Raw genomic sequence first — 24,429 nt, 5'->3', positions numbered from 1 at the left:
TTTGTATTAACATCTACCACCTGTAGATATTTTTATAATAACTGACAATCAATTTTCATTAAGATTTTTCTAATGCTGTTGTAAATACATTGATAATATCATCAACGGATTCAATCCCCACGGAGATACGAATGACTCCTTTTGTAATGCCTAGTTCTATTTGCGCTTCTGGTGGTAGAGCGCGGTGTGAAGTGGTTAGTGGATGTGTGACGATTGTTTCAATACCAGCTAACGTAGGAGCTATTTTTACCCAAGAAAGCTGACGGAAGAATTCGTTTATATCCACTGTGTCTTGAAGTTCAATGGTGACAATCGCACCGAACCCATCTTCACCATATTCAAAGGGATAATACGTTTTTTTAATCAAATCATGGTTCCTTAGTGCTTCAGCAAGCTTTTTTGCATTAGCGGATTGCTCTTTCATTCGAAGTGCCAATGTTTTCAAGCCTCTACAGGTTAACCAAGCTTCAAACGGACTAAGGTTTGTCCCAAGATTCGTGATCTTTGCAGCAGCCTTCTCAATTAAGGCTCCCTTCCCAACTAATACTCCTGCTGTCACATCACTATGGCCACCAAAGTATTTCGTTGCGCTATGAACGACTAAATCAATTCCTAAAATGTACGGCTTGCAATGATAAGGTGTAGCAAATGTATTGTCTACTAAAGTAGTAAGCTCGTATTTCTTCGCTAATGCAACAACCGCTTCAATATTTTCTACCCTTAGCATCGGATTGGTAATCGATTCCGTATAAAGCAGCTTCGTATTGCTCTGAATAGCCTTTTCAACTTGCGTCATATCCGCAAATGGAACCATTGTGACTGTAATACCAAAATCATTTAATTCCTCTTTAATTAAATGAAAACTTCCACCATAAAGATCATCTGCTGCCACAATATGATCACCGCTTTTGACAACCGCTAAAACACCAGCTAAAACCGCTGATAAACCAGAAGATGAAGCAACACCTGCTGGAGCATCCTCTAAGCTAGCAACGGTCTCACCTAACTCGTCTGTATTTGGATTGCCTACGCGAGAATACAAATAATTTCCGTTTCCTTGATAAAAGCCCTCTAATTCATCCAAATCATTGAACGTAAAAGCGGATGTTTGATAAATCGGTGTAATTTTGCTTTTAATGGTACGATTTTGTTTCTTATTTTGATGAAGAAGCAAAGTTTCAAATTTCATTTTTCCGACTGCCTTCCTTCGTTAAAATAATTTATTTCACAAGAGTTTCATACTACTACACAATCACTTTGTTTAAAATGGTTGTTCTTCTTGCGGAAATGATAAAATAAAATAGAAGTCTGACCTTTTCAATAAGTCAGACTCTACTGTTTTATTTTAGCGCAATATCTTTTAACACGTCAACGAACGAAAGAAATATTGGTACGGTGTTAGGCACCACTGGTGGACATTTTTTATATTTTTGTCTTTTTGTGGTGCCTGACACCTTAGTTTATTCTATCAAATATGCCTTTTGTTCGGATTCCTGCCCTGCGAATCTTAGTGTCTACTTCGACGTCTATTTCGGCGTCTTGAAAGGCTTCATCCCAATGATCTTGGACTTTCTTAAAGTTTTTGTAATCCTGGCGGGCAACGACTTCGCCAAATCCAAAAATATCCACCCCGTAATCCTTTTGAACCGTTTGGATTGTTTCAAGTATATGTTCTTGAACATATTGATTATTTAGTTTTTGAATTTTCTTATAATTATCCGGGTCGTCCAGCGAATCTTCACAACCACTACCACCAAAAAAACCTTCCATTGTCTTATGTTGTCTTTCTTTAGTGAGACACCTTATATACATGTTACTTTTGAATCAAAATTCGGTATACTCCATCTCTTCTTCATTAATTGACATAATAGACTTTCTGTTTTAGGTATATTTATTCAAAAGGTAGATCTGTATATAAATCTCATGCTTTGGAAAAATTATCTATGATATGTAATGACAGGAGGATTTTCCTATGACAACTTCATCAAATATGATGCCACAATTTCCAGAACCTTATTGGCAGGAGGTTACCCTTCCACCTTTTGAAAAACTAACAGAGAACTTAGCCGTAGATGTCGCGATTGTTGGAGGAGGCATTACAGGAATTACTGCAGGCTATCTATTACAGAAAGAAGGCTTAAAGGTTGCAATCCTTGAAGCAGGAAACCTGTTAAACGGTACGACAGGACATACGACAGCGAAAGTGACCGCCCAGCATGGGTTAATCTACGATGAATTTATTCAACATTTTGGCGTGGAAAAAGCAAAACTTTACTATCAATCAGCGGATCATTCCCTGCAATTCGTTAAGAAAATGATTCAAGAGAAGAACATTGATTGTGATTTTAGCGAAGAAGATGCCTATATTTATGCGACGACCCAAGAGTATAGCCGTAAGATTGAGAAAGAAGCAGAAGCCTATCAAAAGTTAAACATTGACGGTAGTCTAGTTACATCCATCCCGTTTAACTTTCCAATTCATAATTCCCTTATGATGAAAGGTCAAGCCCAATTTCATCCATTGAAATATTTAAAACAGCTTGTCCTCGATTTTAAGGATGCAGGTGGATTGGTTTTTGAAAAAACGACTGCAACAGATATTGAAGAAGGAGACAATCCAAAGGTTATGACACGCGATGGTCATCGTGTATCGTGTCAATATGTGATCGAGGCTTCTCACTTTCCTTTCTTTGATAAAGAGGGGCTTTATTTTTCCAGAATGTACCCTGAACGCTCTTATGTGATTGGAATAAAAGCGAAGAAACCGTATCCAGGTGGGATGTATGTTAGTGTAGATGATCCCGTCCGTTCCTTGCGTTATACATCTGTAGGCGGGGAACCCCTTATTCTTATAGGTGGTGAAAACCATAAGACCGGTCAAGGTCCGGATACAATGCAGCATTATCTTGCACTTGAAGCGTTCGCAGAAAAAACGCTTGGAATTGAAGACTATGTTTATCGTTGGAGTACACAAGATTTAACTACGCTTGATAAGATGCCTTATGTTGGTCCCCTTACAGCTGAGAAACCGCAAATTCTTGTGGCAACAGGTTATCGTAAATGGGGGATGACAAACGGAACGACGGCTGCCATGCTTTTAGCGGATAGAATTCTTGAAAAGGAAAATCCCTATCAAGACCTATTTTCTCCATCTCGTTTGAAAAAAGCGGATCCAGATATTAAAAAGTTTATTAGTATCAATGCAGATGTAGCGGGTCACCTTTTAAAAGGGAAGCTTGAATTTGTTTCAAAGGATCCAAATGATTTAAAAAATGATGAAGGCTCTGTCGTTATGGTAAATGGAGAACGAGCAGGTGCTTATAGGGATCAGGATGGCAAGCTACATGTCGTTGACACAACTTGTATGCATTTGGGCTGTGAATGCGAGTGGAATCACGGGGATCGAACATGGGATTGTCCATGCCACGGCTCTCGCTACTCCTATGATGGAGAGGTGTTTGAAGGACCAACAAAAAAACCGTTAAAAAAAATTGAATGATTTTGGCGGGTTTAATTATAAGGTTGCTATTGTGGTCACCACGGATTGTTCATGGTGACCACTTTTCTATTTTTTATCCTTTCTCAAGCACCATGGATCGCCCAAGAAAAAGAATTTTAATGATATAAAAAGAAAAACAAGGTTTCCACTGAGGAGTCCTTGTTTTTCTTTTTATATCATGAATTTTTTAATCTAAGGTTGGCGTAGATTTTCTTTCTTTACTGCCTGTTGTAAATTCGACTAACTCTTCACTTGTACGATTAGCCTCTTTCTTATTTTTGTTACGCTGAGCATTTGCATTGCCTCGTTTTGTTCTACCCACTGTACATCTCCCCCTTTTAAAGTCGTACAGTGGTAGTATTTCTCGTTTTTTTCTCTTTATTCAAACGAGAAACCCTCTTAACGCTTTGACGTAGACCGAGACTGTCCTTCCACGATATTTTCCCCATGGAACCGCTTAATCTCTACTGAAACATCCATTTCTCGTGCGTATTTTTTCAACTCACGCTCTTCTCTCTCTGTAACAAGGGAAATCACTGTCCCAGCTGCACCAAATCGTCCGGTTCGTCCAGAACGGTGTACATATTGATTTAAATCTTTCGGAAAATCATAATGCACAACATGGCTAATCCCTTGAATATCAAGTCCTCTTGCTGCCACATCTGTCGCAATCAAAAGTGCTGTCTTTCCTTCTCGGAAATCCTTTAACGCTTTTTGACGTTCCATTTTATTTAAATCACTATGAAGAACGCTTGCGTTAACTTTTTTAAATTGGAGCTTTTCTGCAAGAACCGTTAAGCTTCCGATATCTTTGACAAACACAAGTCCTTTCAATGAATCAAGGCGAGAGATTTTCTCAATTAATTTAATCTTATCTCGTTGTTCAGTCATAAAGTAAATATGATCTACTTTTTCGGCATCAATGGTTTCATCCTTTTGGACCATAAGAACTTTCGCATTATTCGTAAGCTCTTTCGCTAACTTTACAATAGGTTCTGGTAAAGTGGCAGAAAACAAAACGACTTGTCTATCACTTAATGTTGATTTAATGATCTGTTTGACTGTTTCTGTATGTTCAGCCACTAGTAATTGATCCCCTTCATCAAGGACAACAGTCTTCACTTCATGCATTTTCAGCTTTTTTTGTTTAATTAATTCCTGCATTCGACCAGGAGTTCCAACCGCAATATGCGGGTGCTTTTTTAACTTTTCTAGTTGTCTTTTCGCATTCGCACCACCAATGAATGACGCTCCTCTAATGCCGCTACCTTCTGACCATTTTTGAATTTCCCCCATGATTTGCATAACAAGCTCCTGAGAGGATGCCAAAATAACAGCCTGTATGGCCTTTTTTTCTGCATCAACCATCTGAAGAATCGGTAAGAGGTAAGCTAATGTTTTACCCGTTCCTGTTGGTGATTGAGCGATAACGTCCTTTTTTTCAAGAATATGTGGAATAGCATATGACTGTATGGACGTTGGACGGACAAATCCCGCTTTTTCCCACACCTGTTGGATAGAAGGCTTTAAACTATTTATGAGTTGATGATTTTCTATCATTTTAATCTCCTTCATCAAAATATGTAATTGTTATGAATCATTTGCTTCATTATACTATCACTACTATCGATATAAAAGCACCCATATTCGTGTCAGGCACCAAAAAAGAACAGTTGTCTACTCTAGATAGACATAAAAGCAGTATAGCAGGTATGAACAACAACCTGCTACACTGCTTTTATGTTTATAAGTAGAGGTACTCGTCCCAGCCTCTAGTCCTTCCTACTCACGAATTAACTTGTTTTCTTTCATTGTTTCCGTTAGAGCGACTAAGGCCTGATCTTCATCATCACCAGTAACCGTTACTTTAACTTCGGCTCCATGTGTAACACCTAATGAAAGGACACCCATAATGGATTTCAGATTAACCTTTTTTTCATTATATTCAAGACTTATATCTGAAGCGAATTTATTTACAATATTCACTAGAAGTGTTGCTGTCCGTGCATGAAGTCCTGCTTCGTTAATAATTGTATAAACTTTTTCTGCCATATTAATAACCTCTTTTCCTTTTTCGTAACAGTAAATTTTTTTCTGCTAGCCTTTAAACGACCTTTCCATTTTTCAGGATAAAACCGTAACTTTCAGTAATTCAATTCACTAGAACAAATATACCCTATTAATCAATACTTATTTTTTCCCTATACTGGTCGATATATTCTCTCTATCCAAATGAAGAACACTAATCAAACCATAACAAGAAAAAACCTTGAAATAGCAATTTGTTTTTACTTTTAGATGAAAGTTACTCAATTAGTATAAAGTAAAAAAGACAGTTTCACAAAATAGCTACCAGAATCAAATTCGCCCCTCCGAATTTGCGCCCGGATTTTTATCACGCTTCAGAAAGCCACATCCTGTGGCTTTCGCCTGACTAGGACGTCCTGTCCGTCGTCGAGCTCGCTCGATCAATTACCTTTAAAAAATCGAAAGGCTCGCCGGAGGCTTAACTTCATTCAGCCGGGGTTTGAACCCCCACTGAATCAGAGAGCTTTTTGCATTCATCCCCCACTTACAGAAGTGGAGGACTTCTGCTGAATGAAGTTAAATGAATACTTTTTACCAATGATACGCTTCGATAAACTGGTAGGACTTACTTTTTGCACTGGTTACAAAAGAGTGGGAAGTAAATAATCCATTATTACTTTCTTTAACCCCTTTTAAAAAGTAGCCATCTGTAATTCCTGATGCTGCAAATAAACAGTCATCTGATTTGACAAGTTCATCTATTGTCCATGCTTTATTGGGGTATTCAATCCCCATCCTTATACAACGTCTATACTCTTTATCATTTTCCGGCATGAGTTTCGCTTGAAAGTCTCCACCTAAACACTTTAAACCAGCAGCAGCAATCACGCCTTCAGGGGCTCCACCAATTCCAACAAAAATATCGACCGCTTGTGTTTCAATCGCAGTGGCAATAGCAGCTGTAACATCCCCATCAGAAAATAATACGACTCTAGCACCCAAGTCAATGACTTGTTGAATGATATCTTGGTGGCGGGGGCGGTCCTGAACCATAACGGTTAAATTTTCGACACTTTTTCCCATTGCCCTGGCCACAGATTTCATATTTTCAGTAAATGGTGCTTCTATATCGATCGATCCTTTCGCTTTTGGCCCAACGGCAATTTTTTGCATATACATATCAGGTGCATGAAGGAAACTCCCTTTTGGAGCAGCAGCAATAACCGCAATTGAATTATCTTGTCCTGTTGCCATTAACGTAGTTCCTTCCACTGGGTCTACCGCAATATCAATTTCTGGTCCTTCTCCAGTTCCTAATGTCTCACCAATATAAAGCATTGGTGCTTCATCCAATTCACCTTCACCAATGACAATTGTACTTCTCATGTTCATGCTATTTAATTGAGTGCGCATCGCTTCCGTACCTGCGTCATCGGCCTTTATTTTATCCATTTTCCCGATCCATGGATAGGAAGCAACGGCTGCTTGTTGAGTCACAGCTAGAAAATTAGGAACTAGCAGGGACATAACTTCCTTATTTTGTATCAAACTAGATTGCACGTTAAATCCCTCTCTCCTTATTATTTGTTCATAATCCATTATCCTAAACAAAATAAATTATAGTACAACTTTACACTTTCTTAAACAACAAAAGGCACAAGCCTTTTCTAACTTATCAAAAAACTGTGTGTTCAAACGGTACCAGGCACTGCAAAAAAACATTATTTATTTACAAAAAGAAATGTCTGGACTTGGCCCAGACATTTCTTTTTGGATATTCAACTAGACACCAACAAACATGATATTCATAAGATTAGGTTACATTTGTAAAATCAGGGTCTTGTTTTTGCTCTAGCTTTTCCTTCGCTCTTAATTTCTTAAAGCTTCTCATTTCTGCTACAACAACACCCGATAAAGCGATAAGACCAATTAAGTTAGGGATCGCCATGAGAGCATTAAAGATATCAGCAATGGTCCATACTAAACCTAGATTCATACCAGCACCAATTAAAACTGTCAAAATATAAACGACTCGATAAACCTTAATCGACTTAGTTCCAAATAAGTACTCAAAACATTTTTCTCCATAATATGCCCACCCTAGTACCGTTGAATAAGCAAAGAAGATAATCCCAATTGTTACAACCCAACCACCACCTGGAAGCAACGCATTAAACGTTTCTGTCGTTAAAGCTGCACCAGTTAAATCATTACCAATATATAAACCTCCCATTACTAAGGTGATTCCTGTGATTGAACAAACAATAATTGTATCTAAAAAGGTTCCTGTCATCGAAATCAACGCTTGACGACCTGGGTGATCCGTCTTAGCAGCAGCTGCTGCGATCGGGGCTGATCCCATACCAGCTTCATTAGAGAATACTCCACGTGCTACACCATAGCGGATAACAGCTCCAATAGCCCCACCTGCTACAGCTTGTCCCGTAAAAGCATCTTTAAAAATAAGACCTACTATAGAGGGAACTTGATCAGCATTCAATAAAATAATGATTAATCCACCTAATATATAGAGAATAGCCATAATAGGAACAAAAAAGGCAGTAACTTTACCAATATTTTTAATTCCACCTAATATAACAAGAGCCGTTGCAATTGTTAATAAAACACCTGTAATCCAAGGATTTAATCCAAAGCTAGATTCGACAGCAGCAGCAACAGAATTGGATTGCACTGAACTACCGATTCCAAAAGCAGCAATAGAACCAAAAAGAGCAAATAGAACAGCAAGCCATTTCCAACCTAACCCCTTTTCAATATAATACATAGGCCCGCCAGCCATTTCTCCATTTTTTCCAACTGTTCGATATTTAACAGCTAAAATAGCTTCAGCGTACTTTGTTGCCATTCCAACAAGCGCTGTAATCCACATCCAAAATACGGCACCTGGACCTCCCAGAACAACAGCCGTGGCGACACCAGCAATATTACCGGTTCCAATCGTAGCAGCTAAAGCCGTCATTAACGATTGGAAGTGTGAGATATCTCCCGCCGAAGCACGGTCTTGATGCTTTGAGAAAGCGAGTTTTAGAGCATATGGTAAACTACTAAACTGATAGAAACCAAGACGTAACGTTAATAAAAGTCCAGTTCCTACGATTAAAATAAGTGTCGGGGGACCCCAAACAAAGTCACTTATTTTATTCAAAAAGTCTGTCATCATTTTCACCAACCTTATTTTTTTATAATCTATATGAGAGTACTGGATGCATGTATCCCTAATGACTAGTATAGAAGGAAAAAGACTTTTGCTCACCTGTTTTTACAAGTAGAATTCCCTTCTAATTGGATTCTTATTTTTCTGTGTATTCATGTTTATAATTAAACTGTGTCAAAATAACAAGATTGTTCTATATAAGTAATACACTATCAATAAAAGAAATCACTTGTGTTATATAACAATTTTATTTATATAAACAATATATAACAGCATTTCAAAGTCTGTCAATAATAACTTTTCTGATTTTTCTTTTAAAGCCAAAAGTTTTATGTCACTTTTTATAACATAACCAGTTATATTTAATATCATAATACTAACAGAGAAAAAAATCTATCAGATTTTCCAAAAAAGGAAGAAGAGAGGCACCTAAACGGACCTCCCTTCTTCAGTATGCTTCTTGATGTTGATGGTTTAACTGATAATAATACCCTTTTTGTACAAGCAACTCTTCATGCGTTCCTTTTTCAATTAGCTTTCCTTCTACAAGCACGAGAATTTGATCCGCTCTTCTAATTGTATTGAGACGATGGGCAACGACAAAGCTTGTTCTCCCCTTCATCAATCGTCCTAATGCCTCTTGAATCTTTAATTCTGTTACCGTATCGATACTACTTGTCGCTTCATCCAAAATTAAAATAACTGGATCCGCCAGAACAGCTCTTGCAATGGAAAGTAGCTGTTTTTGACCTTGACTAATCCCACTTCCCTCTTGATGAAGAATCGTGTCATATTGGTTAGGCATTTTCATAATAAAGGCATGAGCATTAGCGATTTTTGCTGCTTCCACAACCTCTTCATCTGACGCATCCAAACGACCAAAGCGAATATTTTCCCGAATGGTTCCCTCAAAAAGGAATGATTCTTGAAGAACAAACGCCATTCTTTTGCGAAAACTTTCCCTTGTCACTGTTTTTATTTCATGACCATCGATCAAAATACTTCCGTCTTTGCTATCGTAAAAGCGGGAAATGAGGTTTATCATCGTCGATTTCCCCGCTCCAGTTGGGCCGACAAAAGCAATCATCTCTCCTGGTGAAGCATTAAAACTAACATCCTGAATGGTTGGACTTTCATCTTCATAGGAAAAGGAAACATTTCGAAACTCCACTTCCCCCTTTATATTCGAAAGTGAAATCGTTCCCTTCTCATCACTTGCCTCCTCAGTCAATTCAAGAATTTCAAATACACGTTCAGCACCCGCTACAGCCGATAATAATGTATTAAACTGATTAGCCAAATCGTTAAGCGGCCTTGTAAACTGTCTTGCATACTCGGTAAAAATAACAATCGTCCCAATCGTGACGATACCGCCTCCTAAAGCTAAAACACTACCAATAATAGCAATGAAAGCAAAGCTTAGATTATTTAAAACGTTCATCAGTTTCGGAATTAATCCTGAATAGGCTTGTGCCCAGAACCCAGCATTCTTTAATTTCTCATTCTTCTCGTTAAAATCGACTAAGACTTTCTTTTCCTGTGAATAAGCTTTGACTACCTTTTGTCCAGAAATCGTTTCCTCAATGTATCCATTTATATCGCCCATGTTCATTTGCTGTTCTTTAAATAGCTTCCCTGTTCGATTTGTAATCCAGCGCATACCATAGAACATACTTGGAACAATCAGAAGCGTAATAACCGTTAATAACGGACTAAGCATAAGCATGACAATGATTGTACCAATTAAAGTTAAAATACTAGAGATAATTTGAATAAAAGAACTATTTAAGGTTGAACTCACATTTTCAATATCATTTGTGATCCTACTCATTAATTCCCCATGCTTCTTCTTATCAAAAAAAGAAATTGGTAGCTTATGAAAATGCCGAAAAAGATCCATCCTCATCTTCCAGACTGTTCTTTGGGCAATGCCAATCATCCAAAAATTTTGTAGCCAAAGGGAAAGAGAATGGAACACATAGATGAGCAGAAGACCAAATAATACCGTTAGAAGACCTTCCAACCTGTTAGAAACAATATACTCATCAATTGCCACCCCTAAAAGATAAGGTCCAAGCAAGCCAAGACCTGAACTTATAATCACCATGGCAATCACGAAGCTTAACAAAAATTTATTCACAATAAGATATTTCCATAACGTTTTTAACGTACCTTGCCAATTATGAATAGAATTTTTCTGTTTGTTTTGCCTTTTGATGTCAGTCTGACTTACTATTTTTTTATACTGAAAAGGTTTACTTAACTCCTTGAACATTGCCTACCCTCCCCTCATCCATTTGGGATTGATAGATACGTCGATAAAGAGGCGAGGTTGCCAACAGAGATTCGTGATTTCCTTTTGCTAGAAGAGAACCATCTTCAATCAGTAATACAAGATCTGCTTCAAGCACTGTACTGATTTTTTGTGTAATAATCATCGTTGTACAAGTATAGCTCTTTAAAACTTGTAACAATTTAGCCTCTGTTTGAAGATCTAATGCGCTTGTACTGTCATCAAGTAAGAGAATTTTCGGTTGCCTAACAAGAGCTCTGGCAATTGAAAGCCTTTGTTTTTGTCCCCCAGATAAATTCACTCCTTTTTGTCCTAGCTTTGTCTCATATTGACCAGGAAGTTTACTAATTGTTTCATGAATTTGAGCATGCTTTGCTGCCGTCATGATTTCTTCTAGACTTGCATCCTTTTTCCCCCAAGCAATATTCTCTCGGATCGTTCCCGTAAAGAGTAACGACTCTTGCGAAACATAACTAATCTGTTGTCGAAGTTGCTCCAATTGGTATTCTTTCACGTTTCTATTGTCAATCAATATTTCTCCCTCATCCACATCATAAAGTCTTGGAATCAATTGAAATAGTGAGGTTTTTCCCGAACCAGTTGCTCCAAGAACAGCAACCGTTTGCCCAGGATTGATGAAAAAAGAAATATCCTTCACAACAGAAACATCTGTACTCGGATAACGGAATGCCACATGTTGAAACTCAACTTTCCCTTTCAAAGGATCATTTATTTCTAATAGATCATAACCATCTTTCTGGTCATTTCGCTCTGTTAATATTTCTGAAACACGATCAGTCGATGCTCTGAATCGTGAAAATACCATGATGATAAAGGAGAATACGGAAAGGGATGCCGTTATGCGAAGTGCGTAGTTGATAATAGCAACAACCTCACCTACCTTTATCCCTCCTTGGTTAATTTCAGCTCTCCCAAACCATAATAAGCCTAAAATACTCAAATTCATGACAAAAAGAAGAACAGGCATAGTCGTTTCCATTAATCTTAATGCATGTGATGTTTTATCCATAAGTTGTGAACTCACTTTTTGAAAGCGCTTCGACTCATATGTATGTCGTAAAAATGCTTTTATCAATCTCATCGCTGTCAAGTTTTCACGCATCACATTGTTTACAGAATCCAATTTTACCTGAACAGACGTGAATTGCTTTCTCCCACTTTGTAAAATAAAGATAAGAAAGAGAAACAGAATAGGAACAGTTACAATGAGAATGAGCGCAACTTTTGCATTAACGACAAATGCCATGATTATGGCACCCATAACTAACAACGGTGCTCTCATCATAATGCGTAAACCCATGAAAATGGTATTTTGCAATTGCGTGACATCATTCGTTAGACGTGTAATGAGTGAGGATGTCCGGAATTGATTCAAATTCGTAAAGGAAAAGTTTTGAATCTTTTCATATAGTTTTCTTCGAATATCATAGCCATAGCTTTGGCTTACATGAGCTGAAAAGAAAGAGTTTGTTATCCCAGCTAAAAAAGCAAGCAGGGAAATACCTACCATGATTCCTCCCCAAAAGAGTACAGCTGAAAGATCTTCCTTCAAAATTCCCTCATCAATGATTTTTGCCATTAACAATGGCTGTAGAAGTTCGACCACTAATTCCGTCAACATTAACAATAAAGCCACCACTACCGGAATTCGATAGGGCTTTAAAAAAGATAGTACGGTTGCCATTGTTCCTCCCCCCAGATTTTAATAATTTCCACCACTTTTATTTTTATAACATAATGAAGATGATAATTTAGATCATACACGCTTTCTGAATATTTTTAAATATATTCATCTTATGAAAAATCCTATTCACTTCATTTTTCCAAGTATATGGTCTATTATAATAGATGTAGCTTTACAAAATATTTTATTGAGAAACAGATCGTTTTGTGTTATATCCGCGTTTTTAAAAAGGGTACCCTTTTTTTATATTTTTTTATTCGAAAACCTTAAGGGAATATCCGTGTTTTTTTATGCCTATATTCGCAATTTAATACTTCTTTTCTCTTTATTATTATGTAGAAAGCTGAATTCATAAATATTAATAATATCGAAAGAAGTGTATCCAACATGCTTGAACGTAAACGAGCACTGCGTAATCTTAGGATTATGTGGTTTGCAAACTTTTTTGTTGGGGCCAGTATGACATTAGTACTCCCCTTTATTTCTTTATACATCGAAACGTTTGGAAATTTTTCTGAAACATATGTTCAGTATTGGTCTGGATGGACCTTTGCCATTACATTTGTCACAGCTTTTCTTTTTGCACCTGTTTGGGGTCGAATTGGGGATCGCTACGGTCGAAAAAAAATCCTTATATTCTCTGGTCTTGGTTTAGCATCCTCACTCTTTCTCATGGGATTCGTCACTTCTGTTTGGCAATTGTTTCTATTACGTTTCTTTACAGGTATTTTCACCGGCTTTATCCCAATGTCACAAGCCTACATTTCTACGCAAACTCCAAAGGAAATAGCAGGCCGTGCTCTAGGAACATTGCAAACGGGTAACATAACAGGTAGCTTAATGGGGCCTCTTCTAGGAGGTATACTGGCTGACTCTGTTGGCTTTGCATCAACCTTCCAGTGGGCTTCATTTTCCATCCTTATCTCCGTCATACTCGTTTTTACAACAAAGGAATTTAAATTGGCAACAAAAGCTGGGGCCAAGACAAGCTATACGAGTAAAGAAGTGTTGATACATATTTTCCGCAATCCTGTGATGATTACTGTCCTGCTTCTTTCTACTCTCATTCAACTTGCTAATTTCAGTATCCAACCGATTCTTTCCCTATTTGTCACTGAATTACATGGTTATGCAAATTTAGCCTTTTTCTCTGGTATGGCTTTTTCAGCTACTGGTTTGGGTAATTTATTAATGACACGAAAATGGGGGAGTATTGGTGACCGTTTTGGCCATATTAAACTACTTGTCATCCTCCTATTTGTAACCGGTCTTGTTTATTTGCCAGGTGCCTTCATCACCGAATATTGGCAGCTTGTTATGATTCGTTTCATAATAGGCTTAACGCTTGGAGGTCTTATCACACTTAGAGTAGCTTATATCCGTCAAGAAGCTCCCATTGCCATGCAAGGTGAAGTGCTAGGCTATAACACAAGTCTCCAGTTTCTCGGTAATATTATCGGTCCATCAATCGGTGGAATCATATCAGGATACTTTGGTTTTTCAGCGGTATTCGTAACAACAAGCGTTATCCTTATCATAAGTGGAGTGATTCTTTTAGCCGCCGTACACAAGCAAGTAAAAGCACTCAAAAAGACGGCTAAAGTAAGCTGATTCTTATCAACTTTACAAAGAAGACTTCCATCAGTGGGGGTCTTACTGCCCATTAAGATTGGGATAAATAACGATTACAAATAAAAGAAAGGCTGACTTTCAAAGGTTATTTGCAAGTCAGCCTTTCTTTTTATTTATAAGTCGAAACTTAAACTAATACACTAGCAAAAAATTCATTATAGAGTGCTTGAACCGCTCTTTTTTCATCATGCGCCTTAACACCGAACATCATACTTACTTCTGAAGATCCTTGATTAATCATATCAATATTGATACTCGCATGTGCAAGAGCCTTCGCTGCTTTAGCCGTTGTTCCTACATTATGGCGCATTCCTTCACCAACGATCATAATTAAAGCAAGATGATGCTCAATTTTCACTTCATCTGCATCAAGCTCAACTTTAATTCGATCAAGTACTTGTTTTTCAGTCTCTTCATCCATTTGATCCTCATGTAGAATAACCGTGATATCATCAATTCCAGAAGGAACATGCTCATAACTTAAATGGAAATCCTCAAGAATTTGCAGCAACTTACGTCCAAAGCCCACTTCTCTATTCATTAAATACTTTCCAATATAGATACTACAAAAGCCATCATCACTTGCAATTCCAACGACTGGTCCATTTGCTTTCTCGCGCTTACTCACAATTCTTGTCCCAGGTGCAGATGGGTTATTGGTATTCTTCACCTGAACAGGGATACCTGCACGAAAAGCCGGAATTAGAGCCTCATCATGGAATACTGAAAAGCCCGCATACGAAAGTTCTCGCATTTCACGATAAGTTAACTCACCAATTTCCTTCGGCTGCTCAACAATGGATGGATTAACCGTGTAAACAGCATCTACATCTGTAAAGTTTTCATACAGTTCAGCTTTCACACCATTGGCCAAAATAGAACCCGTGATATCTGAACCACTGCGTGAGAAGGTTAATACATCGCCCTCTGTGCTATAGCCAAAAAAGCCAGGAATAATTAAGATACCCGTCCGTTCACGTAAACGATACAAGTTATCATAGGATTCAGGAAGAACTTGTGCATTCCCCGGTTCATTTGTTACAAAAAGTCCTGCATCTTTTGGGTTCACATAATGTGCTTCAACATCACGGGACCTAAAGTAAGCTGCGACTAACTTTGCATTATTATCTTCTCCACTTGCTTTCATCGCTTCTATAAATAGTTCCGGATTTTTTTTATCTTGATTCATAATAGATACTAAACTTTGCTTAATCACATCTATAATCGTTGCAGGTAGACTTAATTCATCTGCAATTAAAGAATATCTTTTTAGAATAGCATTTAATTCTTCATCCACGTTTGTACCGGCCAAACATTTTTCTCCTAAAGAGATTAATAGGTCCGTTACTTTAATATCATCACTGTACCGTTTTCCCGGTGCTGAAACCACGACAATTTTGCGTTTAGGATCAGACAAAACGATATTAAATACTTTTTCTACCTGTGTTCCTGATGCTAACGAGCTTCCGCCAAACTTTACAACTTTCATTTCGTCATCCCCTACATGTTAATTTTCTGTCTAATTTATTTTCTTATTATCCTATCTTTTTAAAAAAATTGCAACAGTTTTTTCTTTTATACATGGACAATTGTATTTCTAAAAAGGACATAAGCAACGTCCCCGTAGAAGAATAAAAGCCAAATTGAAAATACCTAGTTTCGTAAAGGAGTTGGAAATATCACATCTCCACAGCATTTTTCTTATATCATCCCCAAATCTTTAGGTCGATGGTCAAGAAAATTCTGGTAGGCAAAGCCCCTAACATCTTCTTCTTTAAAGTAATGTAATAACTTTTCGATTAAATGTTGGCTTTTCGAAGCATCCTCTAAATCCTGTACAAAATGGGATATCCCATCAAAATCCGAACCCAATCCAATTTGTTTTTTACCCCCTAAAGAGCAAAAATGGTCGATATGGGCGATAAGGTCATCAATCGTTGTAAGGGATCCACCTTCTTTAATAAAATCAGGGTAATAGACGACATGAATCATCCCACCCCTTTTAAACATCATTCTAGCTTGTTCATCTGTTAAGTTTCTAGGATGGTTACAAAGCTTTCGCGCATTAGAATGACTAGCAATAGGATAATGCGCTAATTCCATTACATCCCAGAAAGACCTCTCACATAAATGGGAAACATCTGTTAATACATGATGATCATTATTCCAGCCAACAATCTCTTTTCCAAATAAGGTTAACCCTCCACCACGTGGCTCGCTCGCTCCATCAGCAGCAAGATTAGCCGGATTCCACGTCAAGCCAATCGAGCGTACCCCCAGCTGGTAAAGAATGTTCAGCTTCGTGATATCATTTCCGATCGCCTCGACCCCTTCAAGGGTCAGCATAGCTCCAATTTCATTATCCTTTAAACAATCAAAGTCAGACCAATTTCTTATTTGTTTCATTTCTGGATTTTTCCCTAGTACTTCGCGATAAAAATAGTCAACTTGTTGGAGTGCCACCTGAAATTTTTGATCACTTGCGATGTCTGGTTCAAGGAAGATCGCAAAGCATTGTACTTTTACTTTCCCTTTTTTAAGCCTTTCTTTGTTTGTATTTAACTCTGCTGAATTCTCAAATGATAAATTACCTTTTCCTTCCCAAAGCTTTAACAAGGCATCACAATGAAGATCAATTATATTCATAAAGGCTCCTTTCATCGTACAATCATTTGCTGTAGTTTTTGATAAAGCTCACTTGTTACCTCACCTGGTTTTCCTGCCCTTACCATCTGTCCATCCACTTCAACAATGGGCAGCACTTCAGAAGTAGTACTTGTTAGGAACACTTCATCTGCTTGGAAAAGTTCTTCTACTGTAAAAGACTGTTCAACAAACTCGATGTTTATTTCTTCACATATTTGCCTAACAGCTAATCGAGTAATACCCGCTAGAATCCTTTTAGATAAAGGAGTCGTATATACCTTTCCTTTTTTAACCATAAAAATATTTGAGCTTGTTCCTTCTGTCACCATTCCATCTCGGACTAGAATTGCTTCATAACAGCCTTTCTCATACGCTGTTTGCCTGGCTAAAACATTAGGAAGTAAATTAAGTGACTTGATATAACAATTAGCCCAACGTTCATCCTCATGAACAATAGCAGAAACTCCATTTTCCCTTAATGATTGTTGTAAAAGGGACGCTGGTTTTACCGTCATTGAAATAGAAATGGGTACACCTGGAAAAAGGTGTTTTCTTGGGGCAAAACCTCGAGTGATTTGTAAATAGATAGTGCATTCTGAAAGACCTGATTTTTCAACGGCTTCATTGATTAATAGTCGAAAGTCACTAGCGTCTCGCTCAATCGGAAGTTTGATGGCTTTTGCACTAGTGATTAACCTTTCAAGGTGTTCATCCAACATAAATGCTTTTCTATTATACACACGAATAACTTCATAAATGCCGTCTCCAAATTGGTGACCTCTTTCATCAATAGGAATAGCTAGTTCATCCAATGGAATATATTTCCCATTTATATACCCAATGCTCATGATTCATTCCCCCTAACTTACTATCTATATTCAGTATAAATGAATAACCCGATAAAATATGGAGAAATATTGACTTTCTTTTTATTCACAGAACAAAAAGAACCTCAACTTGAGATCCTTTTTGCTATATCAACTTAAAGTTCGATGTTTTCTTTCAAGATACATTAACCGTAAGAGTGTCCATTTCTGGTGTCAGACACCGGTTTTTATACCAGGACTTTCTTTTTGATTCAACCACTCATTTTGACGAAGTTTTAGTTCAAAGAAAGTAAGTGGATCTTGATACCATTCAGGATTTTGTCTTATGTTATCTAGTGCTTCCTTATTCTTTGCAATTTCCAAACGAGACTCTTCGACTGTTTGATTCAAAACCGCAAGTGGGTTTCTAAAGAAGATCGTGATATCACGCTCAATTGATTTTTCAAACAGCTCGAATTGCTGTAGAAATCGTGAAGCAATGAGTTGCGCAACTTCCTGGTAATCTTCTGTTTCCACGTATTGTTTATATTTGTTGTACAGCATGGTTTTATTCTGAGAGAGACCACCAAGTAATTTCCCTGCACTTTTTAATAAAAATTGAGAAGGTGTAAAGCGTAATAAAATATTCATCTTTTCCCAGTAGATGCCACTTGTCATACGATCTGCATCACGACGCCAATCCTCAAGCACTTTAAAGTCACATTTAAGCTTTAACTTATCTTTATCATACAAAGCATTAAAGCCCTCACACATCTCATCAAGAGATATTTGCACTTCATTAAATTCATCTGCACAATCAGCAATCCATTGCTGAATAGAACGAAAATACTCAGGCATAGCTTGTTCCTCTAAGTAGATCTCCAATTTTTTATTCATCTCATCATTTAAAGCAATGTGCAGGTTACGAAAATCACTATTTTCTTTAATATACTCAGAGCATTCTCGTAATAGTTTTGGAATCTTTTCCATCAATTCCTGTTTCATTTTGTCTCTAATGCTATGATAAGATTTGGCCATCATCCGTACTTTTTCTGCCTCTAAATCACCCATTTGATGGATAGCCCCGCTCAACTTGGAAACCATCTCTTCATTCCATTTAATGGAATCCACAAGCATATTTTCTTTTTCAACCCTTTTACTTAATAAATACGTGATCATTCTTCTAATAAAATAAAGCAAGTTTGTCGTTCTTCCTACTACAATATCCGCTTTCGTATAATGAGTCGATAAAAACTGCCGTAGGTCGCTTAACTGACTATGGCTATCATAATGTGAAGAGAAAGCAAACACTTCTGCTTCTTGAACAAATGATTTAATCGTTGCCCCTATCTCATTAATATTATTAACCTTTTCATCGTACACCCCATCCATTTTATTCAAGAGAAAATGAATCGTTACATTCGGTATTTTCTCTTTTATTTGCAGGAGTACTTGCTGTTCTTTTTCCGTAAATGGTGTGTTCGCATTTAACACAAACAATATTCCATCTGCAGCATGTAAACAGGAAAAAAGTTCGTCACTATCGTTTAAACTAGGTGTATCAATAAAAGAGATTTGATTCTCTTGTAAAAAAGTACTGTCCAACTTCGCATGAAACGAGCGTTGGTAACGGAATGACGATTCTTCTTCAATTCGATCAGCAGGCTGAATTTCTGTCTCAGCTATTTCGTAAATTTCCGATTGATCATGATAATCGACCATGACGAGAGCTGAATTGTCTTCAGGAAGTACATGCCTGCCCACAACTGAATTGATTACAGCTGATTTACCACTTTCGTTCGTTCCAACAATTAACAGCCTATAAGACTCTTTGTCTTTTAATGTATCTAGGATCCATGTAATCGTTTTTGCTACTTGTAAATCTTGCTTACCCGCCCAATTTAAAATTTCATCTGCTAATCTAATAGCTTCTTCAAAGCCGCTTGAGTGTTGTTCTACTTCCAACAATAAATTCTCCGCCTCATAGACAGTTGAAGATTCAAGTGTTCTAGGAAACATTTCACTCCATGAGATGACAGCTGTTGCAGCCGCTAGTGCGTAATTTGAATCACATATTTTCATCCAATTTGTTAATAAACTTGGAATCATTGCTCCAATTTCTTCGATCAAATGGGTACCATTTATTAATTTCAAGTATGATTCTTCGTATAAACGAGAAAGTTCACTCCAAGAGTGGACTCTATCCCTGTCTAGTTTAGTCATAACTCGATCGATCATTACCATCCATGAAATATGGGTTTCTCGATCCTTATAACTGTTCCATAATGAAGCTACAAACCTTTCAAAACGATCAGCATCGATATTCGTTAACACGGACAATACGTTCTCAAAATAAACCGGTTCCTTTGTTCTTGTTCGTCCTTCTTCTACATACCCGATCAATACATCGTACCACTGAGTAGATTCCAGTCTCATTGCTTCATTCAACGCAAGCTCAATCGCATTTGACCAATCTTGATGCTTTTCAAAAAAGGACTGTGCTAATCTCGTTACATTTGGATAATCAGGGTTGAGTGAAATTGTTTCTTTAATCACTTGGGTTGCTAGCTCCAACTTGCCTCGCTCTATATATAGTGAAAATAATTGTAGTGAAACTTCTATATGCAAAGTTAGATCATCTGTCGTAATGCTTTTATAAATATCCTCCGCAGTGGGTAGCAATCTAAGTTCAAAATATGCATCTGCCATATTCTTTTTTGCCCAGGGTCCCCATTCATTTTCGATGTTTTCCCATTTAAAAATAGCAGCTTCATAATCTTTGTACTGAAAATACAGTTCTCCTTGGGCAAACCGGATAGAGGATAAATCAGGAATACCTTTTTTTTGCTCCTCCATATAAGCTTCACCAAGTACTTGTATCGGCTCCTTCTCCGGATCATTATTTAAAAATGTTTCATAATACATTTTTTCTATTAATTGTTTTTCTATCGTCATCTTTTTCGCCCCCGAAGTAAAATTCACCACTTCACTTATAGTAAACAGCACGTCTTCTATCTCAGTTTCATCCTATCCTATTATACTATCAAATATCATCGTGCAAATAATGTCATTTAGCTTAAATTTTTATAACATTTTAACTAAAAGAAGTTTATAATGACTCTACCTCCTACAAAATGACTATTTAAGGTTGAGTCTGTGTTAAACCATAGTGTTTGTTGTTGATGGTCTAATGGACTTTGTTGTACGTGTCCATGAAGTGACTCATACTGAATTAAACACATAGTCTCATACACCAAAGACCATTTATCATTAACACACCCTAGGTTTAAAAGGCAGTCCTCTAAGCAATTAATCACCTTTATTCAAGATAGCAGTCTAACCTTTTTAAGATTGTTCTCGAAAAAAGATGGATATAATAAGAAAATATCGCAAATTCGTTTAAGTGAAGCTTTCTTATTTGCTATAATGAGGATTAAATATAACCTTAGTTAAAAGAAAGGCTGATACAGGTTGGAAAATAACTCGTCAAATTTTATTAAGAGTATAATAAAGGAAGATATAGAAACAGGGAAACACGATAAAATCATTACTCGTTTTCCTCCTGAGCCCAATGGATATCTTCATATCGGACACGCTAAATCAATTGTGATTAACTTCGGACTAGCAGATGATTTTAATGGCACAACGAATTTACGCTTTGATGATACAAATCCATCAAAAGAGGATCAGGAATATGTCGATTCCATTAAAGAAGATGTGAAATGGCTTGGTTTTGATTGGGACAACTTATACTATGCTTCTGACTATTTTGAAGAAATGTATCAACGCGCTATTCTGTTAATCAAGAAAGAAAAAGCCTATGTCGATGACTTAACAGCCGAGCAAATACGTGAATACCGCGGGACGTTAACAGAGCCTGGGAAAAAAAGCCCCTATCGTGAACGGTCGATTGAAGAGAATCTTGATCTATTTGAACGGATGAAGAATGGTGAATTCGAAAATGGTAGTAAAGTACTTAGAGCAAAAATTGATATGTCTTCACCAAATTTAAACTTGCGTGACCCGATCCTTTACCGTGTATCCCATGCATCCCACCATAATACTGGTGACAAATGGTGCATCTATCCTATGTATGACTTTGCCCATCCGCTGGAGGATGCGATTGAAGGTGTTACCCATTCCATTTGTACAACCGAATTTGAGGATCATCGTCCTCTCTACGACTGGGTTGTAGCAGAATGTGAAATGGAGAATATCCCTCATCAATATGAATTTGGACGCTTAAATATTACGAATACAGTCATGAGTAAACGGAAGCTAAAACAACTTGTAGACGAAGGATTTGTCGATGGCTGGAATGATCCGCGTATGCCAACCATATCTGGTTTACGAAGAAGAGGTTACACACCTGAAGCAATTCGTGAATTTGTTAAAGAAACAGGTGTTTCTAAAAGTTTTGGTACGGTTGATTCAGCAATGCTCGAACACTTTGTACGAGAAGACTTGAAATTAAAAGCACCGCGTACAATGGGAATCCTGCGTCCTTTAAAAGTTGTGATTATAAACTATCCTGAAGGTCAAGTTGAAATGCTTGATGCTGAAGTGAATCCAGAAAATCCAGAAATGGGTATGAGGCAAATTCCTTTTTCTCGTGAAATCTATATTGAACAAGAGGATTTCATGGAAAATCCACCGAAAAAATATTTCCGTCTCTTCCCAGGAAATGAAGTTCGTTTGAAACATGCTTACTTCATTAAATGTGAAGAAGTGATAAAAGATAATGATGGAAATGTAGTTGAATTGCATTGTACGTATGATCCGGAAACAAAGAGTGGGAGCGGATTTACTGGCCGAAAAGTAAAGGGCACGCTTCATTGGGTGGAAGCTACCCAAGCGATTCCAGCTGAATTCCGTTTGTACGAACCGCTCATTTTAGATAAGGAATTGGAAGTGGCAGAGGAATCTGGAGAAGAAACTACTTTTCTTGATCATGTCAATGAAAACTCTTTACAAAGTGTTCAAGGTTTCATCGAACCCAATATGAAAGATGTGAAACCACAAGAAAAATTCCAATTTTTCCGTCACGGCTATTTTAATGTGGATTCAAAGCATACCACACCTGAAAAGCCTGTCTTTAATATCATTGTATCGTTAAAAAGTTCGTTTAAACTATAAAGAAGACTGCATCAAAAACATTATTAGGGGACTGTCCCATCAGATGTCTGACATTTTTGCTGGGACAGCCCTTTTTTGCTGATGGCTGTGTGAATGATTATTGCCTGCCAAATTGCCTTTGCTGTATGCAGGCATGCGTTCTATTCCATGAATAACTTAATGCTCGCGTACACTAAAGGCTTCTTGAGCATTAACATTATTGTTTAACAGCGCCTTGTTGATAAACCTGCGACACCTATCCCCCTTGGTATTATTGGACTTCCACTCTTCATATATTAAGAGCATGGAGGTGGAACTTTTGAAAAATTTTTTTTTGGTTCCTGTATTACTTCTCACATTCATTCTTTCTGGTTGTTTTAGCGATCCCGTTCAAGACGATCTTCTCGTTTATTTAAATGAAGAACTTGCAGATATTTCTCATTTAGAAAATGAAGCACTTACCGCTTATGAAAGTGTAACTGGACCAAATTATACATCTGATCAAGAACTCTACGAGACACTAACCTTCCAAGTGATCCCCGCCTATCAAGAATTTGCCGATAAATTAGAGGATATAAAAGTTGAAACAGAAGAGCTAAGGGAAATTCATGAAGGTTATATCGATGGTGTGAACCTTCAATATAATGCCTTTGTTACAGTCGTTACAGCCTTAGACGAGTTGGATCCAGGAAAAATTGAAGAAGCGAATGCCATGTTGAATGAGGCGCGTACGTTAATGCGTGATTTTAATGACAATATAGAACAACTTGCTGAAGAACACGATGTAAGATTAACTGAACCAGTGGATGACTTTACTTTATAAAGAAACTTCAATAGTTTGATAGCAAAGCTTTAACTATATGGACTATATTTATAATGATGATTGATAATATCCATTTGTGAAAAAAGCATGAAAAAGGACCGACACTTTACTAAGCGTCGGCCCCTTTATTTCTTTCCTACTTTCTAATCCTCATCCTTTATATCTTTATCTTCAGGGATCGGCTCATTCTCCAATTCTTCCACTAACAGTTTATATTTCTCAAGCTGTTCAAAATGTGTCTTAAATTGTTCCTTGTAGATCAATGCTACACCCTCATCATCATGCAAAACTCTTATTTTCCCTTGTGAAATTAAATTCTCCACATATGGTACAGATACCGATAAATAATCAGCCGTTTCCTCTACTGTTAAATACACTTATTTCATCACTCCTACCACCATCTTTATAGAGCTTATTATAGCTTATTTTAGTAAGAGTTACTTTATTTCTTCTTTTCTCTTTTCCCTTACAATTATCGATATATAGTACTTGCAGTAGAGAATAATCAAATTATAAAGAAGAAGTCCATCAGTGGAGGTTTGCCTCCCACTAAGATCGGATAAATCTAAGATTTGATAGCCACTTTATTGTAACCATGGAAACGATCAACGAATTGAAAGTCTTTATCTGTACGATTTTTCATAATCGTATTTCGAAGAAGAATTCCCTCTGGTGTTGTATGATGAATGATTTCTCCCCACATTCTC

The 24,429-nt window shown here is 37.3% G+C and carries 18 protein-coding genes; 4 read left to right on the top strand and 14 right to left on the bottom strand.

The genetic code is table 11. From position 1 onward, the window contains the following. Positions 1–58 precede the first annotated feature (58 nt). Positions 59–1,189, bottom strand: coding sequence for a trans-sulfuration enzyme family protein (locus tag JMM81_RS09520; protein ID WP_256241338.1), 1,131 nt, complete (start codon positions 1,187–1,189; stop codon positions 59–61). A gap of 266 nt (positions 1,190–1,455) precedes the next feature. Next, positions 1,456–1,770 carry a Ger(x)C family spore germination C-terminal domain-containing protein gene (locus JMM81_RS09515; protein ID WP_256241337.1) on the bottom strand — a complete coding sequence of 105 codons (315 nt, stop codon included), beginning with the start codon at positions 1,768–1,770 and terminating at the stop codon, positions 1,456–1,458. Positions 1,771–1,972: 202 nt separating this feature from the next. Between JMM81_RS09515 and JMM81_RS09510 the strand changes: the two genes are divergently transcribed. After that, a complete protein-coding gene (locus tag JMM81_RS09510) occupies positions 1,973–3,499 on the top strand; it encodes an FAD-dependent oxidoreductase (RefSeq protein WP_256241336.1) in 1,527 nt (508 codons plus the stop codon). A gap of 187 nt (positions 3,500–3,686) precedes the next feature. Here JMM81_RS09510 and JMM81_RS09505 read toward each other — a convergent pair whose 3' ends face one another. The 7 genes from JMM81_RS09505 to JMM81_RS09475 form a co-directional block, all read right to left on the bottom strand. Further along, on the bottom strand, positions 3,687–3,821 hold the full coding sequence (locus JMM81_RS09505; protein ID WP_256241335.1) for a hypothetical protein: 135 nt from the start codon (positions 3,819–3,821) through the stop codon (positions 3,687–3,689). 77 nt (positions 3,822–3,898) lie between these two features. Then, on the bottom strand, positions 3,899–5,059 hold the full coding sequence (locus tag JMM81_RS09500) for a DEAD/DEAH box helicase (RefSeq protein WP_256241334.1): 1,161 nt from the start codon (positions 5,057–5,059) through the stop codon (positions 3,899–3,901). Between the two features lie 222 nt (positions 5,060–5,281). After that, positions 5,282–5,551, bottom strand: a complete 270-nt coding sequence (locus JMM81_RS09495) for a phosphocarrier protein HPr (protein ID WP_256241333.1) — start codon at positions 5,549–5,551, stop codon at positions 5,282–5,284. 567 nt (positions 5,552–6,118) lie between these two features. Then, positions 6,119–7,054 carry a class II fructose-bisphosphatase gene (gene glpX, locus JMM81_RS09490; protein WP_256241456.1) on the bottom strand — a complete coding sequence of 312 codons (936 nt, stop codon included), beginning with the start codon at positions 7,052–7,054 and terminating at the stop codon, positions 6,119–6,121. A gap of 286 nt (positions 7,055–7,340) precedes the next feature. Then, positions 7,341–8,705, bottom strand: coding sequence for an alanine/glycine:cation symporter family protein (locus tag JMM81_RS09485; RefSeq protein WP_256241455.1), 1,365 nt, complete (start codon positions 8,703–8,705; stop codon positions 7,341–7,343). Positions 8,706–9,150: 445 nt separating this feature from the next. Further along, positions 9,151–10,977, bottom strand: a complete 1,827-nt coding sequence (locus JMM81_RS09480; protein WP_256241332.1) for an ABC transporter ATP-binding protein — start codon at positions 10,975–10,977, stop codon at positions 9,151–9,153. Further along, positions 10,958–12,700, bottom strand: coding sequence for an ABC transporter ATP-binding protein (locus JMM81_RS09475; RefSeq protein ID WP_256241331.1), 1,743 nt, complete (start codon positions 12,698–12,700; stop codon positions 10,958–10,960). The genes JMM81_RS09480 and JMM81_RS09475 overlap by 20 nt, the downstream gene beginning before the upstream one ends. Positions 12,701–13,087: 387 nt before the next feature. Between JMM81_RS09475 and JMM81_RS09470 the strand changes: the two genes are divergently transcribed. Continuing rightward, a complete protein-coding gene (locus JMM81_RS09470) occupies positions 13,088–14,311 on the top strand; it encodes an MFS transporter (RefSeq protein WP_256241330.1) in 1,224 nt (407 codons plus the stop codon). Between the two features lie 148 nt (positions 14,312–14,459). On the opposite strand, the gene JMM81_RS09465 is transcribed toward JMM81_RS09470, so the two are convergent. The 4 genes from JMM81_RS09465 to JMM81_RS09450 form a co-directional block, all read right to left on the bottom strand. After that, complete coding sequence (locus JMM81_RS09465) at positions 14,460–15,821, bottom strand: aspartate kinase (RefSeq protein ID WP_256241329.1); 1,362 nt, start codon at positions 15,819–15,821, stop codon at positions 14,460–14,462. 212 nt (positions 15,822–16,033) lie between these two features. After that, positions 16,034–16,978, bottom strand: coding sequence for a dipeptidase (locus JMM81_RS09460; protein ID WP_256241328.1), 945 nt, complete (start codon positions 16,976–16,978; stop codon positions 16,034–16,036). Positions 16,979–16,989: 11 nt separating this feature from the next. Next, positions 16,990–17,826 (bottom strand): D-amino-acid transaminase, encoded by an 837-nt coding sequence (gene dat / locus JMM81_RS09455; RefSeq protein WP_256241327.1) that lies wholly within the window; start codon positions 17,824–17,826, stop codon positions 16,990–16,992. A 192-nt stretch (positions 17,827–18,018) separates the two neighbouring features. Further along, the gene (locus tag JMM81_RS09450) at positions 18,019–20,739 is read right to left on the bottom strand and encodes a dynamin family protein (RefSeq protein WP_256241326.1); all 2,721 of its coding nucleotides are present in this window, start codon (positions 20,737–20,739) and stop codon (positions 18,019–18,021) included. A 516-nt stretch (positions 20,740–21,255) separates the two neighbouring features. Between JMM81_RS09450 and JMM81_RS09445 the strand changes: the two genes are divergently transcribed. Continuing rightward, positions 21,256–22,920 carry a glutamine--tRNA ligase/YqeY domain fusion protein gene (locus tag JMM81_RS09445; protein WP_256241325.1) on the top strand — a complete coding sequence of 555 codons (1,665 nt, stop codon included), beginning with the start codon at positions 21,256–21,258 and terminating at the stop codon, positions 22,918–22,920. Positions 22,921–23,218: 298 nt separating this feature from the next. Beyond that, on the top strand, positions 23,219–23,722 hold the full coding sequence (locus JMM81_RS09440) for a hypothetical protein (RefSeq protein WP_256241324.1): 504 nt from the start codon (positions 23,219–23,221) through the stop codon (positions 23,720–23,722). A gap of 143 nt (positions 23,723–23,865) precedes the next feature. Here the strand turns inward: JMM81_RS09440 and JMM81_RS09435 are convergent, their stop codons facing one another. Continuing rightward, the gene (locus tag JMM81_RS09435; protein WP_256241323.1) at positions 23,866–24,099 is read right to left on the bottom strand and encodes an excisionase family DNA-binding protein; all 234 of its coding nucleotides are present in this window, start codon (positions 24,097–24,099) and stop codon (positions 23,866–23,868) included. Positions 24,100–24,429 lie beyond the last annotated feature (330 nt).

This window comes from Bacillus sp. V3B (assembly GCF_024494465.1).
Lineage (GTDB): Bacteria > Bacillota > Bacilli > Bacillales > Cytobacillaceae > Bacillus_BD.
The sequence above is the reverse complement of the archived record's forward strand: the minus strand, read 5'-3'. Positions and strand labels throughout refer to the sequence as shown.